A 16,915-nucleotide genomic window follows, 5' to 3' on the forward strand; every position below is an offset into this window, starting at 1 on the left:
TCGTTGTCAAAAAATTGAGTGTGCAAATTTACGAACTAAATCTATAAATTTTTCTATAATGCATATTTTATTAAAAACTAAATCCGACACTTAGTCTCTTTTACGAAACAAAGTATCGGATGATAAATTATTATTTTTTGATTTAAGATTTAATTCAAGATAAATCGTCTCACCACTTCAGCCACGCCATGATTATTATTAGAAGCTACAATAACATCTCCTTTATCTCTCAATTCAGGATCTACATTATCAACCCAAACGCCCAATCCTGCATATTCAATCATGGTTAAATCATTCCCTGCATTTCCTACAGCAATAATCTCACTTTGAAGAATATTTAGTCTTTCGGCTAAAAATTTGATACTGGCTCCTTTATCAATTCCATTTTGCGCTACTTCAAGAAAAAAGGGCTTTGACATGCTGACACTAAGATGTGGCATTGCCGCTTTCAAGTCTTTTTCTACTTCTTTTAAGTAACCAGGCTCTTCTAACAAAATACATTTCACAGCTGAAGATTGAACTTCCTCTTTAAAACTTACCACTTTATTATGTTCTAAACCCGTAATATTTTTTTCGATTTCAATATATTCAGAATCCGTTTCACTTACAATTTTCCCATTAACGTAAGTAATAATGTGTGTCTTACTTTTCAAACTGTAATCATACAATTCATGGATTTGCCCTTGGGTTAACGTTTGCTCAAAAATGACTTTATCTTCTTTTAAATCTGTAATAACAGCGCCATTATATGATATCATATACGAATTATCCAATTGTAATTCTTTAGCGTAAGCAATCATTGCTGGCGTTGGTCTTCCGGATGCCAAAACAATATGCACCCCCAATTCTCTTGCCTTAGACAACATCACTTTATTTTCGTTTGAAATGGTATGATCATCGTTCAACAAAGTATCATCCATGTCCAAAACCAACATTTTATATTTCATTCTATTTCTTTTATTGTGAATGAATTAAATACTCATTCTGAATTCTTCAATAACAGGGTTTACTTTTGCAAACTCGGTTTCCTGAACAAACAATTCAACTGCTAAATCTGAATTTCCAAATCCTCCCAATCGAGCCGATTGTATATTATTTTTCACGACTACATCTACACCAATCGCTTCAATTCTTTCTTGTAACGCTAAAGCTAAAATTTCACTTCCCGAAAACACTTTCATTAATCCCATTTTATTCTTTATTTAATTATTTATTACCGTTTTCCTCATCACCTTCTAATTCCTCAAAATCATCGTCTACATCTGCCTCGAAGTTTTCTTCCTCCTCAAAATCTTCCTCGTCTTCATCCTCATCTTCTTCATCATCTTCTTCATCAAAGTCGAATTCATAAGGCTCCTCTAACATTTTCTCTGCAAGGACTTCAATACGTTCCGTGAATTGTTCCGAAAAAATAATACGTTGGGTTCTCACAATACTATTCGAAATACGCATTATTTTTGTTTCATGACGCAATTTCAAGATTGGATCAGCATCATCAAGGATAAACATTTTCAATCGGTTTACGTTAAATCCAGCCGTAGTAAACATTTCGCTCAACTTATTTGGAGTCCCAATCAACACATCAATTCCGCTGGAGATATAATTTTTATCATATTCCATATCACCTTTGTCATGGACACCATAAACTTCTAAATTAGAATTCTTTCCGTATTTTTCAAAAAGAGATTCCATTTCCAATACTTTCGCTTTGTCTTCAACAATAATCAAAGCCCTTGGTGATTCTTCAGTTGCGCCTGCCAATCTCTGAATTACATTTAGCACAATTGTTGTTGATTTCCCGCTTCCTTTTGGTGCAATAATAATACAATCCGAACCACTTTTCAGTGTCGAAAATGTTTCTTTTTGCATCGCATTGGCTTCAGTCAAACCGTTTTCAATTAAGGCTTGTTGTAACTCTTCGTTTATTTTTTTTAGTTTCATTTCTTATGATTGAAAGATTAAAAATTAAAAAATTAAAAGATTAAACTAGTGCCAAATCTTTAAATAGTTAAATTTTAAAATCATTAAATTAATTTTATTTCGATGCAAACAACTTCACATCATTCTCTGAAATTTCGCTTCCGCCAAGGATAATTAAGCGCTCTACTACATTTCTCAACTCACGTATATTTCCTGTCCAATCGTATTCTTTCAACAAATTAATCGCTGCTGAAGAGAATTTTTTCACTGCATTTCCTTGCTCAGAAGCAATTTTATCCGCAAAATGAGAAATCAACATCGGGATATCATCTCGTCTTTCATTCAAAGCTGGAACTTTTATCAAAATTACTGCCAAACGATGGTACAAATCTTCCCGGAAACGCCCTTCGGCAATTTCGACTTTCAAATCTTTATTGGTAGCTGCAACCACACGAACATCGACTTTGATGTCTTTGTCCGCTCCCACTCTGGTAATCATACTTTCCTGCAAAGCACGCAATACTTTGGCTTGCGCCGAAAGACTCATATCACCAATTTCATCTAAGAAAATAGTCCCTTTATCCGCCGCTTCAAATTTTCCTGCGCGATCTTTGACAGCCGAAGTAAACGCTCCTTTTACGTGACCGAATAATTCACTTTCTATCAATTCAGATGGAATCGCAGCACAGTTTACTTCAATTAAAGGGAAATTAGCGCGCTCGCTCTTTTCGTGTAATTGATGGGCAACCAATTCTTTTCCGGTTCCGTTAGGACCCGTGATTAAAACTCTGGCTTCGGTTTGTGCTACTTTCTCAATCATCACTTTAATGTGATTGATGGCTTCACTTTCGCCAATCATTTCGTAATTCTTACTGACTTTTTTCTTTAGGATTTTATTCTCAACTACGAGCTGTTTTTTGTCTAAAGCATTGCGAACCGTATTCAATAATCGGTTTAAATCGGGTGGTTTTGAAATGTAATCAAACGCTCCCAAACGCATGGTATTAATTGCCGTTTCCATATCGCCATGACCGGAAATCATCACCATAGGAATTTCGGGTTTGATTTTTTTGACTGCTTCCAATACCTCAACACCATCCATTTTTGGCATTTTAATGTCGCACAAAACCAAATCGTAATCGTTGTTCTTTATTTTTTCGAGACCTGCAACACCATCTTCAGCTTCTTCAACCTGATAGGTATCATTTTCTTCAGAGAGTATTTTTGTAAGTACTCTTCGAATTGCGGCTTCGTCTTCTATGATTAGTATTTTACTCATTTTTGATAATTTGTTTAATCGTTAATTCGGCTATTTGTTTAATCGATTAAACGAATAACCGAATTAATCTAAATTTAATATTTCAACCAGCGGTACATTTCACTCCACGTTGGTTTTTTGCCATACATAAGTATTCCTATTCGGTATATTTTTGCAGCAAACCAAACGACACATAAGAAACTTCCGAACAACAATGTTACAGATATGGCGATTTGCCACAAAGGTACGCCAAACGGAATTCGCATCAACATTACTATTGGTGAGGTAAGCGGAATCATTGAAAAAACAACTGCAACTGTACCATGTGGATCATTGATAACTGTAAAAAAACCAACGTAAACGCTCAACATTAACGGCATAATGATTGGCAACAAAAATTGCTGTGAATCCGTTTGATTATCTACTGCGGCACCAATTGCGGCATAAAAGGAACTGTACAGAAAATAGCCGCCAATGAAGTAAATCACAAATCCAATCAAGATACTTGCAATAGGTAAATTCCATAATTCCTTAATATACATTTGAGCAGTTCCTGTCATTTCTTGCTGTGCAGTTTGCATTATTTCTGGTGAAACTCTGGCTGTAGGACCCACATTTACTCCAAAAAATACAGAGGCTGCAAACATTAATGACATTCCGATTATTGCCCAAATAAGGAATTGCAACAATCCTGCCAATGAAGTTCCTATGATTTTTCCCATCATCAATTGAAATGGTTTGACTGAGGAAATTATAATTTCTACTATTCGGCTGGTTTTTTCTTCGATGACACTTCGCATCACCATGTTTCCATATATGATTATGAACATCATAATAAGATATCCAAATGCGCCACCAATCCCGATTTTGATTTCGTTAAGTCCTTTGACACTTTCTTCACCAGATGCTTTTGTCAGACTGATATTCACTTTTGACTGGGCATTTTTAATTGCCAGCGTATCTAAATGAGCTTTTTCTAAATTGTTTTTAGTTAATTTATTTGCAATTACATCCTGAACATTTTCAATGAATGAAATACTGGGACTACTGTTTGAAATAAACTGGATTTTACTTTCGAAATCCTTAGTATTACTCGCCTTTGGGATATACAATAATCCTTCATAGCTTTCATTTGTGATACTGTCTTTCAGGAATTTTAAATCTATCAAAGACAAATCAAGGTATTTGAACGCTTTATTTTTATTGTTCTGCGACGTAAATTCCTTTACAAACATACCTGATTCGTCATGAATAGCGATTCGTTTGGTATCTGCTTTCATGGAACTTAAATACGCCACAAAAACGGCAATTCCCACAAATAGTAACGGACTTAAAAAAGTCATAACAATAAAGGATTTATTTCGCACCTTGGCAATAAACTCTCTTTTTATAATTAATGATACTATAGACATTTTAGATGGTTAGATTGTTAGACATTTTAGACTGTTAGAATTATAAACCTTTAGATTTTCTAAAAATCTAAGAAGTCTAAAAAGTCTATTGTGTTACTGTTTGAATAAAAATATCATTTACACTTGGAATTTTTTCCACAAAATGTGTTACTTGTCCGCATTGGGTCAAGATATTCAATAACTCATTTGGCGTGGCATTCCCTAGTTGAATTTCCAGTTTTAATTCGTTATTCAATGATTTAAAATTAGCCGGACCAACGGTGAATTTCTGTGTAATAGCATACATCAATCCTTCTACATTCTCCGATAAAATGCCCACTTCAAAACTATTGGTTTTAAATTGTCTTTTTACATCATCTAATTTCCCTTCAATGAGTTTATTCGATTTGTGGATTAAAGCAATATGATCACACAATTCTTCTACGCTTTCCATACGGTGTGTAGAGAAAATTATCGTCGCTCCTTGATCTCGCAAAGCCAGAATTTCATCTTTGATAATATTAGCATTTACGGGATCAAAACCAGAAAAAGGTTCATCAAAAATCAATAGTTTAGGCTTGTGCAAAACGCAAACTACAAATTGGATTTTCTGAGCCATTCCCTTAGAAAGCTCTTGGATTTTCTTATTCCACCAACCTTGAATTTCTAATCTATCGAACCAATATTCCAGTTGTTTTTTGGCTTCAGCCTTAGAAAGCCCTTTCATTTGAGCCAAATACAAGCATTGTTCTCCCACTTTCATCGTGTTATACAATCCTCTTTCTTCGGGTAAATAGCCTATATATTGAACATGTTTGGGTTGCAGTCTTTCACCATCCAAAATAATTTCACCGCTATCAGGCAATGTAATTTGGTTTATAATTCGGATAAGTGATGTTTTTCCGGCTCCATTTGGACCTAAAAGTCCGTAAATACTTCCTTTTGGGACAGTTAATGAAACCTCGTTAAGCGCCACATAATCACCGTATTGCTTGACAACTTTATTCACTTCAAGAATGTTATTCATGCTTATTTTTTAGTTGGTGTAAAAGTAAATAATTAGTACCAAAATACTTAGAATAGTTACATAAAAAACCCATCCTTATTTTAACAAGGATGGGGAATATATTTTAAACAGCATCAATAAATTGTATGGCTACTTTTTATTATGAAAACATGTCTTTCACTTTTTCAAAAAATGATTTGTCTGATTTTTCTGGATTTGGAATAAAATTCTCATCCGTAAGATTTTTTTCGAAAAACTGTTTTTGTTCTTTGTTCAGTGTTTTTGGAGTCCAAACATTTACATGAACCAATAAATCTCCGTTTCCGTAGCCATTGATACTTGGAATTCCTTTTCCTTTTAATCTTAGAATTTTACCGGATTGAATTCCTTCTTCCAGTTTGATTCTCACTTTTCCGTTTATAGCTTCAATATCTTTGGAAATTCCAAGAACCGCTTCAGCAAAACTGATGTATAAATCGTAATGTAAATTCTCTCCTTCACGTTTCAAGAACTCATGCTCCAATTCTTCAATTGCAACAATCAAATCTCCTGGAATACTGTTTCCCGGAGCATCGTTTCCTTTATTAGAAACTTTCAATTGCATTCCGTCTACAACACCCGCAGGTATTTTTATTGAAACCGTTTCATCCTCAAGAATCATTCCTTGTGAATCTGCTTCTGATGGTTTTTTATCTAAAATTTGACCTGAACCACTACAGGTTGGACACGTAGAAGCTGATTGCATTCTGCCCAAAATGGTATTCGTAACGCGCATCACTTGTCCTTGACCATTACAGGTAGAACATGTTTTGTAGGTCACTCCAGGTGCTTGAACTTTACGTTTTACTTTTACTTTTTTCTCAACGCCATTGGCAATTTCTTCCAATGTCAATTTTACTTTGATGCGAAGGTTGCTTCCTTTAGCACGACGAACGCCTCCACCGCCTCCGCCTCCGAAACCACCAAAACCGCCTCCGAAAATATCACCAAACTGACTGAATATGTCATCCATATTCATTCCGCCATGACCGCCTCCACCAAAACCGCCTGAACCATCAAAAGCTTGATGCCCATATTGATCGTATTTTGCTTTTTTCTGAGGATCGCTTAATACTTCGTAAGCTTCAGCAGCTAATTTAAACTTATCTTCTGCCGATTTGTCTCCAGGATTTTTGTCAGGATGGTACTGTAAAGCGTTTTTTCTATATGCTTTTTTAATTTCAGCAGCATCAGCACTTTTTGAAATGCCTAATATTTCGTAAAAATCTTTTTTCATTTTTATTTTTTCTTATGTTGAAACGCACTGCGATGCGCATCCATGCGTGATATAAATACGCGATTAATCGCGAATCTACTACTGCCCTATTACAACTTTTGGAAAACGAATGATCTTGTCTCCTAATTTGTATCCTTTTTCAAGAACATCAACAATTTTTCCCTTCATCTTTGGCGCTGGAATCTGAGTAATTGCTTCAGCAAAATCAGCATCAAAAGCGTCTCCAGCCTTAACCTCAACTTGCTCTAATCCTTTAGAAACTAAAGTGCTTTTTAGTTTTTCATGAATAAGCTCCACTCCTTTTGTTAACAATTCGTCTTCCGATTTGCTAATTTCAACCAAAGCTCTGTCAAAATCATCTAATACAGGAAGCATTGCAAGCAAAACTTCTTGATTAGCAGTTTTAAACAACTCTATACGCTCTTTAGTAGTTCTACGTTTGTAATTTTCAAATTCTGCAAATAATCGTAAATACTTGTCTTTCTCTTTGGCTAAGTCTTGAGTCAATTGCTCTTCCAGACTTAATTCCTCAATAATGATTTGCTCTCCATTTGCATTGTTTTCTAATGTCACATCATCTATTTCTTGATCAATTTCTGTATTTTCAGTAGTCATATTACTTGTATTTTTAAAAATATTCTTAAACTTCATTTTTATTCTTTTCTTTGGAGTGCAAAAGTACTGCCAATTCTTTTAAAATGTCAAATTGTCATCTTTTTATCGAATTTATAATTCTTTTTAAATTTTATACTCTTCAAAACAATTTTTACACACTCAAAATTTTAATATAATTTTAAGACTATCTCGATATAGTTTATATAAATTTGTTTCAATTATTTACAGTTATTTTTCTGTAAATGAAAAACTAAAGAATCCCTACAAATTATTAATTCACCATTATTTTATATTAAAAAAAGCTTCGTTTAGTAGACGAAGCTTTTTTTATACTTTTAAAATAAAACTACAATAATGCGTTTTTCAAGCCTTCAAAATCCACTGAAGTCTGCTCTCCACTCACTAAATTTTTAAGAGAAAAAGAATTGGTAGCCATTTCTTGTTCTCCTGCGATTACTGCAAAAGGAATCCCTCTTTTATCTGCATGTTGAAACTGCTTTGCTACTTTCGCATTATCCGGATACAATTCTACCTTCACACCTGAATTCCTTAATTCTTTTATCGCTTTCATTGCATAAAAAGCTTCTGTATCACCATAATTTATAAACAACGCTTTAGAAGTTGCCGTTACGGTTTCAGGAAATAAATTCAATTCTTCGACAACCAAATAGATTCGATCCAATCCAAAAGAAATCCCCACGCCACTCATATTTTTCAATCCGAAAATTCCAGTCAAATCATCGTACCTTCCACCGCCGCCAATGGATCCCATTGCTACAGATTTTGGCGGAGCCACTTCAAAAATAGCACCTGTGTAATAATTCAGTCCTCTTGCCAAGGTTACATCTAAGTCTAAAATTGCTGTTGACAATCCTAGTTCCGAAACGTTTTCACAAATAAAACGCAGCTCTTCAACTCCTTTCATTCCTTCACTGGACTCCGCAAGCAAAACAGAAAGTTGGTTTATTTTCTCTGAAATAGTTCCTGTAAAATTAAATAGCGGCTGTACTTTCAGAATCGCTTCTTCTGAAATTCCTTTCTCCATCATTTCCTTTTTCACGCCGTCCTCACCTATTTTATCGAGTTTGTCTAACGCAACCGTAAAATCAATCAATTTATCCGAAGCACCAATTACTTCCGCAATTCCGGATAATATTTTCCTGTTATTGATTTTGATGATTACACCTTCTAAACCTAGAGCAGAAAAAACAGTATCATACAATTGCACCAATTCTACTTCTTGCCACAATGATTTAGAACCTACCACATCCGCATCACACTGAAAAAACTCTCTGAAACGTCCTTTTTGCGGACGATCTGCTCTCCAAACAGGTTGAATTTGGTATCTTTTAAATGGAAATTCTATATCGTTTTGATGTTGTACCACATAACGTGCAAACGGAACGGTTAAGTCATAACGCAAGGCTTTCTCAGAAATACTTGACGTTAATTTCGTACTGTCTTTATTTTCTAAATGTGTCGCATTGGCTTTGGCCAAATAGTCTCCTGAATTCAATATTTTAAAAATCAAACGATCGCCTTCTTCTCCGTATTTACCCATTAAGGTTTCGGAATTTTCGAACGAAGGAGTTTCTATAGGTTGAAAACCAAATTTCTCGAAATTACTTTTTATAATCTGAATGATATAGTTTCGTTTTGCCACCTCAGTTGGTGAAAAATCTCTGGTTCCTTTAGGAATGCTCGGTTTTGATGCCATTTTTTGATTATTGGATTTTAGATTTTCAGATTTGGGAATTTTTGAAAAACTCCAAATTCTAATTCTTTGCAAATATCTTATTTTTAAAATAAATCTGTTTACAAATTTCATCATTTTATTACCAGATGTTTAGCCCAGATTACTTCACTTAATTTCTATTTTTCATAGGAGTTCAGTGAACTTCGTTTGCAGCGAAAATAGGGAAGTGAAAAATAATATTGTTTTCTTGCCTGAAAGAGCGACCAAAGGAAGCTCCTTTTAGGCAATTAAAAACAAATTATTTTCACTGACAGGTTGTAGCGAAAAGCTGGACACGAGCGAAGCGAACTGACGAATTAAATAGCTCCTAAAAAATAAATTAGGATTTTTGAAAAGGAAATTTGTAACAAAAATTGTATTTTCGTGTCAAACTGCTATGATGTTAAAATTATTCAAAGAAAATATTCGAATTGCATTCGGTTCCATCAGAACACAATTGTTGAGAACCGTTCTAACTGTGTTGATTATCGCTATTGGAATCACAGCTTTAGTTAGTATCCTTACTGTTGTTTCTGCTTTAGAAAATACTATTTCCTCTGATTTTGCATCAATGGGAGCCAATACCTTCAACTTAAAACAGTATGAAAACACTGTGAGAAGACAGGGAAGAGACGAACGTGAAATAATTAATCCTATTATTTCGTATCCTGAAGCGGTGGCTTTTAAGAATAAATACAACTATCCTTTTACTGAAACTTCACTTTCGTTTACCGCTACTTCTGGCGCTGAAGTAAAATTTGAATCTTCAAAAACGGATCCTGAAAATTCAATTGTAGGTGTCGATGAATTTTTCATGAGTAATTCCGGACTGGAAACCAGTGCTGGACGAAATTTTACAGGATTTGATATTGACAACAATGCGTATGTGTGTATTGTAGGTTCTGATTTTGAAAAAGGATTGTTAAAAGACGTGAATCCCATTGATAAAATAATTTCAATCAGAGGCGCTAAGTTTAGGGTTATTGGAGTATTAAAAGAGAAAGGATCAACTTTTGGTAACAGTCAGGATTTGCGGGTTTTAATCCCAATACAATTAGCACGTTCCTTATTCACGGCGCCTAACATCAATTATACGGTAAGTGTTATGGTTAGTAAAAAAGAATTGCTAGACCAAGCAATTGACAATGCTAACAGCATCATGCGCAGGGTTCGTAAATTAAGTCCCGTTGAAGATAATAATTTTGGACTCGTTCGCAGTGATGACTTAATCAACAGAATCCTTGGAATCACACAATATCTGGGACTTGCTTCTTGGCTTATTGGTATTATTACCGTTCTTGGATCTTCGATTGCTTTGATGAATATTATGATTGTTTCAGTAACCGAACGCACGCGGGAAATAGGCGTTCGAAAAGCCTTAGGAGCAAAAAAAACAACAATTGCTTTTCAATTTTTTATAGAAACTTTGCTTATCGGCCAATTAGGCGGATTGGTAGGGATAATTTTCGGAATCTTAATTGGTTTTGGTATTGCTACTGCTATGAGTTTTGCATTTGTAATTCCGTGGAGCGCAATCATGGCGGCATTTATAACCAGTTTTATGGTTGCTATCGCTTCTGGTTTATATCCTGCAATAAAAGCGGCTATGCTAGACCCAATTGAAGCATTGCGATACGAATAGTTGCAGTAATCAACTTCATTGCGAGGAACAAAGATCACATTTAATATTTTTCAAAACAATTTGGGCGTGACCACATTAAAAAAAAGGGCTAACTAATCATACGTGCTAGTTGCCCCTTTTTTTAATGCCGTCGGGTCATCCGCGTTACAAGGTAACTCGCTCCTACCCCTCACGCAAACCCCGTAAAACGAGAACTTTTGCATAAATAATAACCAAAGTTAGATGCGATTGCTTCGTTCCTCGCAATGACAACTAAGCATCCTGTCATTGCCGTAAATATCTTTTCGTAATTCGATGTTTTTGAAATTCATTTTTTCGAGAAAATCAACCATTTCTTTGCCTAGATATTGATTAATTTCAAAATACAATTGCCCATTTTCAGAGAGGTTTTTCTGAGCCAATTCGGCTATTTTTTTATAAAAAATCAACGCGTCATCATCTGCTACAAAAAGTGCCAAATGCGGTTCATTGTCCAATACATTTTTCTTAATTTCTTCCTTTTCTAAATTTCGAACATAAGGCGGATTAGAAACAATAATATCAAATTGTTGCTCTAAATCTTGCGTTTCAAGAATATTTTGATTGATAAAAGTAACGTTGACGGAATTATTTTCTGCATTTGTTTTGGCTGTAGCCAAAGCCTTTTCAGAAACATCTATTGCAAAAACTGTGGCATTTGGAAGATTTTTTGCTAATGAAATGGCTATACAACCACTTCCAGTTCCAATATCCAAAATTTTCAAATCTTTTAAGCTTTCTCCCGAAGTTTCAGGATTCGACTTTTGACTTTCTAAAATCCATTCAACTAATTCTTCGGTTTCAGGTCTTGGAATTAAAACGTTCTCATTGACTTCAAAATCCAATCCATAAAAACTCGTTTTCCCTAAAAGATATTGTACTGGAATTTCCAGTTTCAATTGTTCTAAAATCGAGTTCCAAACTACGATTTCTTCCTCCGAAAAAACTAAATCAGGATGCAACGCCAAGTCTATTCTTTTCAATTGATGTTTTTCTTCTAATATTAAATAGAAAAAACTCTCTGCTTCTCCAGCATCATAAATTGGAGTCAGTTCTTGAATAAATTGGGTTCTGTATTCTTTAATTTTAAAAGAGCTCTTTTTCATTTAAAATTTATAATGTTTTAAGCATCCAAATAGGACAACTGGTATGACCTGTACTTCCCATAGGAGAACAAATGTATTCAAAACCTACTTTCTTATAGAGTTTTTGAGCATCAAGCATAAAAGGCATTGTTTCCAAATAGCATTTTTCAAAACCAAAATCTTTGGCACTTTGTAAACATTGAGCCATCATTTGACTTCCAATTCCAAGTCCTCGGGTTTCTGGGAGAAAATACATTTTTTGAAGTTCACAGATAGTTTCCGCTTCATTTTCAAGTGGTGCAACACCGGCAGAACCTATGATTTTTCCATCCTTTTCTACAACATAATAAACCGATTTTGGCTTATTATATTCCTCAAACATTAAATCCAAATACGGATCTTCATAAGCAGTTCCTACTTTTGGAATGTTTAATTCGTCAAAAACCGCTCTTATCAATGCTGCAACTGCTTGATTGTCCTCTTTTTTTATTTTTCTAATGCTGTAATTTTCCATTTTCTTCAAAAACTAATTTTACCTGCAAAAATAGAAATTGTTTAGTGTTATTTTAGAAAGTTTCAAAACTAATCTCGTCCCGAAACCTCGGGATTGGGACTAAACTCAAAAATAACTACTTTTGTGTTGTGAAAATACATGAAAAATACATCCGACGTTGCATTGAATTAGCCAAAAATGGTTTGGGAACAACATACCCAAATCCTTTGGTAGGCAGTGTTATTGTTTATGACGACAAAATCATTGGCGAAGGCTGGCATAAAAAAGCTGGAGAACCGCATGCTGAAGTAAACGCTGTGAATTCTGTAAAAGACAAATCGTTGTTGAAAAAAGCGACTATTTATGTGAGTTTAGAGCCGTGTAGTCATTTTGGCAAAACGCCACCTTGTTGTGATTTGATTATCAAAAATAAAATTCCAAATGTAGTTATCGGAACTGTTGACCCCAATGTAAAAGTGGCAGGAAACGGAATCAAAAAACTAATGGAAGCCGGAATACATGTTACCGTAGGAATTCTTGAAGAAGAATGCAATGAACTTAATAAAAGGTTTTTTACATTTCACGAAAAGAAAAGACCTTATATTATTTTGAAATGGGCCGAAAGCCAAGATGGTTTTATCGCGCCAAAAGAAAAATCAGAAAAAAAACCGGTCTGGATTACCAATCCATATTCAAGACAATTAGTACACAAGTGGAGAACGGAAGAACAAGCTATTTTGGTGGGAACTCAAACTGCCATTGATGACAATCCAAAATTAAATGCACGGGACTGGTCTGGAAACAACCCGATTAGAATAGTTTTAGACCAAAACAATCGCATTCCAAAAGACAATTATATATTTGACAATCAAGTTAAAACAATCCTATTTTCTAAATCGAAACGACCAATTGAGAAAGAAAACTGTATCTTTGAGTATATTGATTTTGAACAAAATATAGCAACCCAAATAATACAATCACTATATCAGCATCAAATTCAATCCATTATTATAGAAGGCGGACGACAAACTTTACAAACATTTATTGATGCCAATCTTTGGGACGAAGCTAGAATATTTATTGGAAGTGTCGAATTTAAGGACGGAACAAAAGCTCCAAATCTTGCTAAAAACCAGTTCAAAAAACAATCTATTGGTAATGATCAATTAATACTATCTAGAAACTATGATTAATACTATAATTTTTGATTTTGGAGATATTTTTATCAACTTAGACAAAGAAGCCCCTATTGTCGAGTTTACTAAATTAGGTTTAAAAGAATGGACTGAGGATTTAAATGAACTCAATATATCATTTGAAAAAGGAAAAATTTCTGAAATTCAATTTATTGAAGGATTCCAGAAACACATGCCTAATGCTTCGATAGACGAGGTTAGAAGCGCTTGGAATACCATTTTATTGGATTTCCCATTGTACAGACTTGAATTTTTACAAATGCTTTCGCAAAAATACCGCTTATTCCTACTAAGTAATACAGATGCAATTCACATCGATAAATTTCAGCATACAGCCGGAATGACCTTTTACAGAGAATTTTATGAATGTTTTGAAAGGGTTTATTTTTCTTTTGAATTAGGCATGCGAAAACCTGACGCAGAAATTTTCAATTACTTGGTAAAAAAACATGAATTAACACCAAAACGCACTTTGTTTATTGATGACAAAAAAGAAAATACTGATGCAGCACTTGCGTTAGGATTCCAAGTTTGGAATTTACAAGTAGGAAAAGAAGATGTTGTCCATTTATTTGACAAAAAAATAATTTAGAAAAGTAGCTTTTGGAATTTAAAGACACCTATAATACCATTGAATTTACCTCTGAAGAATTATTATTCAAAGAAAAAAACAGTAAATTTTTTGGTTACGCCTTTCCAATTCAATCGGAAGAAGCAGTAAAACCAATAATCGAAACCTTACGAAAACTCCACCCTAATGCAGGACATTTTTGTTATGCGTATCAAATAGGTGCAGATTCTGTAACGTATAGAGCTAATGATGATGGCGAACCAAGTAATAGTGCAGGAATGCCTATTTATGGACAAATTCAGTCTTTTTCTGTAACCAATATACTTATTGTTGTCGTCCGAATATTTGGCGGCGTGAAATTAGGTGTTGGAGGATTAATTTCTGCTTATAAAACGACCGCACAAATGGTTCTGGAAACCTGTGAAATTGTCGAAAAAACGATAGATATTCATTTTTCAATCACATTTGATTATCAAAATATGAATAAAGTGATGCGGGTAATTAAGGAAAAAAAACTTGAAATTGTAAGTCAAGAAATGGAAATAAATGAAGATTCAGGACTTCCGATAGGCAAAATTGAAATAAAAACCCGAAAAAAAAATGCCGAAATGGTATTCGACATTTTTAATTCAATGTTTGAAATCGATATAAAACGAATCTAATTTCTACTCAAAATTGCTTATTTTATAATTTATTCTATTGTTTTTAAGAGTTCTAAAATATAATCTGGCGGAGCGGTAGGACGACCTGTTTTTAAGGACACAAAAACAAGGATAAATTGGGCAGTTGTTAATAACTCATCAGACTCATTATAAATAGCGCAATCAAATTCTATCTTCACAGAACTCTGACTTTTGAAAACAGTGTGAACGGTAAGCAACTCATCATAGCGAGCTGATTTTTTATAATTTATATTCATGGAAACTATCGGAAGTGCAATTCCACTTTCTTCCATACTTTTATACGAAACCCCTTTGTTTCTAAGCCATTCCACTCTTCCTATCTCAAAATAAGGGATATAATTTCCGTGATAAACAACGCCCATTTGATCCGTTTCAGAGTAACGCACCCTAACTTGTATTTGATGATCTTTCATTAATTATGTATTAAAAATTTTAAATTCAAAACGCTCCTTACGACAATAATTTGGAAAATTATTGTCCAATATATTTTTTTTTACAGAAATTTGTTCACATATTTGTTACCCCGATAAATAATAAGAAAACATCTTTTTTTTTGTAAGATAACAATTACCAATTAAAAATAATTTAACAGAATATATGAACAAAACTGCTCAATCAGTATGGGAAAACTGTTTGTCTTTTATAAAAGACAACATTCAGGATCAAGCTTACAAAACTTGGTTCGAACCAATCAAATCAGTTGAACTTACCGATAACGCATTATATATTCAAGTTCCAAGTAAATTTTTCTACGAATGGCTGGAAGAACACTATGTGAAATTGTTAAAAGTTGCACTTACTAAAGAACTTGGAAAAAACGCTAAGTTACTTTATAAAATCAGAATGGAAAACACTTATGGCAATAAACAACCGTTTACGGAGCAATTGCCAAGTGCCAACAGAGTTCCTATGAAGCCACAAGAAGTTGATGCTCCATTCAAAAACTTAAACCCTGAATTAAAAAATCCATTTGTAATCCCAGGAATCCGAAATTTAAAAATTGAATCTCAACTGAATGCTAATTACAGTTTTGATAATTTTCTAGAAGGAGATTCTAATAGACTAGCGCGTTCTGCAGGTATGGCTGTTGCCAATAAACCTGGAGGAACTTCATTTAATCCGTTGTTGATTTTTGGAGGAGTTGGACTAGGAAAAACCCACCTAGCTCACGCTATTGGTGTAGAAATAAAAGACAAGTACCCAGAAAAAACAGTTTTATACATTTCAGCTGAGATTTTCACACAACAATATATTGACTCGGTTAAGAAAAACAACCGAAATGATTTCATCCACTTTTATCAATTAATTGATGTTTTAATTATTGATGACGTTCAGTTCCTTTCTGGAAAGTCTGGAACGCAAGATGTATTTTTCCATATCTTCAATTATTTGCACCAAAATGGTAAACAGGTAATCTTGACATCAGACAAGGCGCCAGTTGACATGCAAGATATTGAACAACGATTGTTATCTCGTTTCAAATGGGGATTGTCTGCTGAATTGCACCAACCGGATTATGAAACCAGAATTTCTATCCTAAAAAATATATTGTACAGAGATGGTGTAGAAATCCCTGAAGAAATAATAGAATATGTTGCCCGTAATATCAAATCGAATGTAAGAGAACTGGAAGGAGCCATTATTTCCTTGATTGCACAATCTTCATTTAATAAAAAAGAAGTTACGCTGGAGCTTGCTAAAAGTGTTGTCGAAAAATTTGTTAAAAATGTAAAACGAGAAATTTCTATCGATTACATTCAAAAAATTGTTTCGGATTATTTCCAATTGGATTTAGAAACGTTACAATCAAAAACCAGAAAAAGGCACGTTGTTCAAGCCAGACAATTGGCAATGTTTTTTGCAAAAAAATTCACAAAAGCATCTTTAGCAAATATTGGTTCTCAAATTGGGGACAGGGATCATGCTACCGTATTACACGCCTGTAAAACCGTTGATAATTTAGTTGCTACCGACAAACAATTCAAGAAATTTGTTGAAGATATCAATAAAAAATTAACGCTGTAAA

The 16,915-nt window shown here is 34.1% G+C and carries 17 protein-coding genes; 5 read left to right on the forward strand and 12 right to left on the reverse strand.

The annotated features are described in order from the left end of the window. Nucleotides 1-149: 149 nt before the first annotated feature. The 9 genes from ACNQF8_RS00555 to hisS all read right to left on the reverse strand — a co-directional run bounded on the left by ACNQF8_RS00555 (nucleotide 150) and on the right by hisS (nucleotide 9,183). The gene (locus tag ACNQF8_RS00555) at nucleotides 150-947 is read right to left on the reverse strand and encodes a Cof-type HAD-IIB family hydrolase (protein WP_315207224.1); all 798 of its coding nucleotides are present in this window, start codon (nucleotides 945-947) and stop codon (nucleotides 150-152) included. Nucleotides 948-971: 24 nt separating this feature from the next. Continuing rightward, nucleotides 972-1,190: a DUF2007 domain-containing protein gene (locus tag ACNQF8_RS00560; RefSeq protein WP_113665307.1), complete on the reverse strand. Its 219-nt coding sequence runs from the start codon at nucleotides 1,188-1,190 to the stop codon at nucleotides 972-974. A gap of 16 nt (nucleotides 1,191-1,206) precedes the next feature. Then, the gene (locus ACNQF8_RS00565; RefSeq protein WP_417953447.1) at nucleotides 1,207-1,941 is read right to left on the reverse strand and encodes a DEAD/DEAH box helicase; all 735 of its coding nucleotides are present in this window, start codon (nucleotides 1,939-1,941) and stop codon (nucleotides 1,207-1,209) included. A 94-nt stretch (nucleotides 1,942-2,035) separates the two neighbouring features. Further along, on the reverse strand, nucleotides 2,036-3,199 hold the full coding sequence (locus tag ACNQF8_RS00570; protein WP_113665305.1) for a sigma-54-dependent transcriptional regulator: 1,164 nt from the start codon (nucleotides 3,197-3,199) through the stop codon (nucleotides 2,036-2,038). A 74-nt stretch (nucleotides 3,200-3,273) separates the two neighbouring features. Then, nucleotides 3,274-4,590: an ABC transporter permease gene (locus ACNQF8_RS00575; protein WP_417953448.1), complete on the reverse strand. Its 1,317-nt coding sequence runs from the start codon at nucleotides 4,588-4,590 to the stop codon at nucleotides 3,274-3,276. 85 nt (nucleotides 4,591-4,675) lie between these two features. Next, entirely contained in the window at nucleotides 4,676-5,596 is a 921-nt protein-coding gene (locus ACNQF8_RS00580; protein WP_417950365.1) for an ABC transporter ATP-binding protein, read from the reverse strand. A 139-nt stretch (nucleotides 5,597-5,735) separates the two neighbouring features. Continuing rightward, nucleotides 5,736-6,851 carry a molecular chaperone DnaJ gene (gene dnaJ / locus ACNQF8_RS00585; RefSeq protein ID WP_417950366.1) on the reverse strand — a complete coding sequence of 372 codons (1,116 nt, stop codon included), beginning with the start codon at nucleotides 6,849-6,851 and terminating at the stop codon, nucleotides 5,736-5,738. A gap of 78 nt (nucleotides 6,852-6,929) precedes the next feature. Beyond that, nucleotides 6,930-7,502 carry a nucleotide exchange factor GrpE gene (locus ACNQF8_RS00590; protein ID WP_315207247.1) on the reverse strand — a complete coding sequence of 191 codons (573 nt, stop codon included), beginning with the start codon at nucleotides 7,500-7,502 and terminating at the stop codon, nucleotides 6,930-6,932. Nucleotides 7,503-7,812: 310 nt separating this feature from the next. Continuing rightward, nucleotides 7,813-9,183: a histidine--tRNA ligase gene (gene hisS, locus ACNQF8_RS00595; protein ID WP_417953449.1), complete on the reverse strand. Its 1,371-nt coding sequence runs from the start codon at nucleotides 9,181-9,183 to the stop codon at nucleotides 7,813-7,815. Between the two features lie 415 nt (nucleotides 9,184-9,598). On the opposite strand from hisS, the gene ACNQF8_RS00600 reads away from it, so the two are divergent. Then, on the forward strand, nucleotides 9,599-10,843 hold the full coding sequence (locus tag ACNQF8_RS00600; RefSeq protein ID WP_417950368.1) for an ABC transporter permease: 1,245 nt from the start codon (nucleotides 9,599-9,601) through the stop codon (nucleotides 10,841-10,843). Between the two features lie 218 nt (nucleotides 10,844-11,061). On the opposite strand, the gene prmC is transcribed toward ACNQF8_RS00600, so the two are convergent. After that, the gene (prmC, locus tag ACNQF8_RS00605; RefSeq protein ID WP_417950369.1) at nucleotides 11,062-11,967 is read right to left on the reverse strand and encodes a peptide chain release factor N(5)-glutamine methyltransferase; all 906 of its coding nucleotides are present in this window, start codon (nucleotides 11,965-11,967) and stop codon (nucleotides 11,062-11,064) included. Nucleotides 11,968-11,974: 7 nt separating this feature from the next. Continuing rightward, nucleotides 11,975-12,460, reverse strand: a complete 486-nt coding sequence (locus ACNQF8_RS00610; protein ID WP_315207257.1) for a GNAT family N-acetyltransferase — start codon at nucleotides 12,458-12,460, stop codon at nucleotides 11,975-11,977. A gap of 128 nt (nucleotides 12,461-12,588) precedes the next feature. On the opposite strand from ACNQF8_RS00610, the gene ribD reads away from it, so the two are divergent. Genes ribD through ACNQF8_RS00625 form a run of 3 tightly spaced genes read left to right on the forward strand, consistent with a single transcriptional unit; the run spans nucleotide 12,589 to nucleotide 14,868 of the window. Continuing rightward, nucleotides 12,589-13,632, forward strand: a complete 1,044-nt coding sequence (gene ribD, locus ACNQF8_RS00615) for a bifunctional diaminohydroxyphosphoribosylaminopyrimidine deaminase/5-amino-6-(5-phosphoribosylamino)uracil reductase RibD (protein WP_417953450.1) — start codon at nucleotides 12,589-12,591, stop codon at nucleotides 13,630-13,632. Then, on the forward strand, nucleotides 13,625-14,227 hold the full coding sequence (locus tag ACNQF8_RS00620; protein ID WP_417953451.1) for an HAD family hydrolase: 603 nt from the start codon (nucleotides 13,625-13,627) through the stop codon (nucleotides 14,225-14,227). The genes ribD and ACNQF8_RS00620 overlap by 8 nt, the downstream gene beginning before the upstream one ends. Nucleotides 14,228-14,238: 11 nt before the next feature. Then, on the forward strand, nucleotides 14,239-14,868 hold the full coding sequence (locus tag ACNQF8_RS00625; protein ID WP_417953452.1) for an IMPACT family protein: 630 nt from the start codon (nucleotides 14,239-14,241) through the stop codon (nucleotides 14,866-14,868). A 29-nt stretch (nucleotides 14,869-14,897) separates the two neighbouring features. Here ACNQF8_RS00625 and ACNQF8_RS00630 read toward each other — a convergent pair whose 3' ends face one another. Beyond that, nucleotides 14,898-15,302: an acyl-CoA thioesterase gene (locus ACNQF8_RS00630; RefSeq protein ID WP_282714892.1), complete on the reverse strand. Its 405-nt coding sequence runs from the start codon at nucleotides 15,300-15,302 to the stop codon at nucleotides 14,898-14,900. Nucleotides 15,303-15,486: 184 nt separating this feature from the next. On the opposite strand from ACNQF8_RS00630, the gene dnaA reads away from it, so the two are divergent. Next, nucleotides 15,487-16,914, forward strand: coding sequence for a chromosomal replication initiator protein DnaA (dnaA, locus tag ACNQF8_RS00635; RefSeq protein WP_035674283.1), 1,428 nt, complete (start codon nucleotides 15,487-15,489; stop codon nucleotides 16,912-16,914). The last annotated feature ends 1 nt before the right edge of the window (nucleotide 16,915 follow it).

Source organism: Flavobacterium labens (genome assembly GCF_048286755.1).
Classification (GTDB): domain Bacteria; phylum Bacteroidota; class Bacteroidia; order Flavobacteriales; family Flavobacteriaceae; genus Flavobacterium.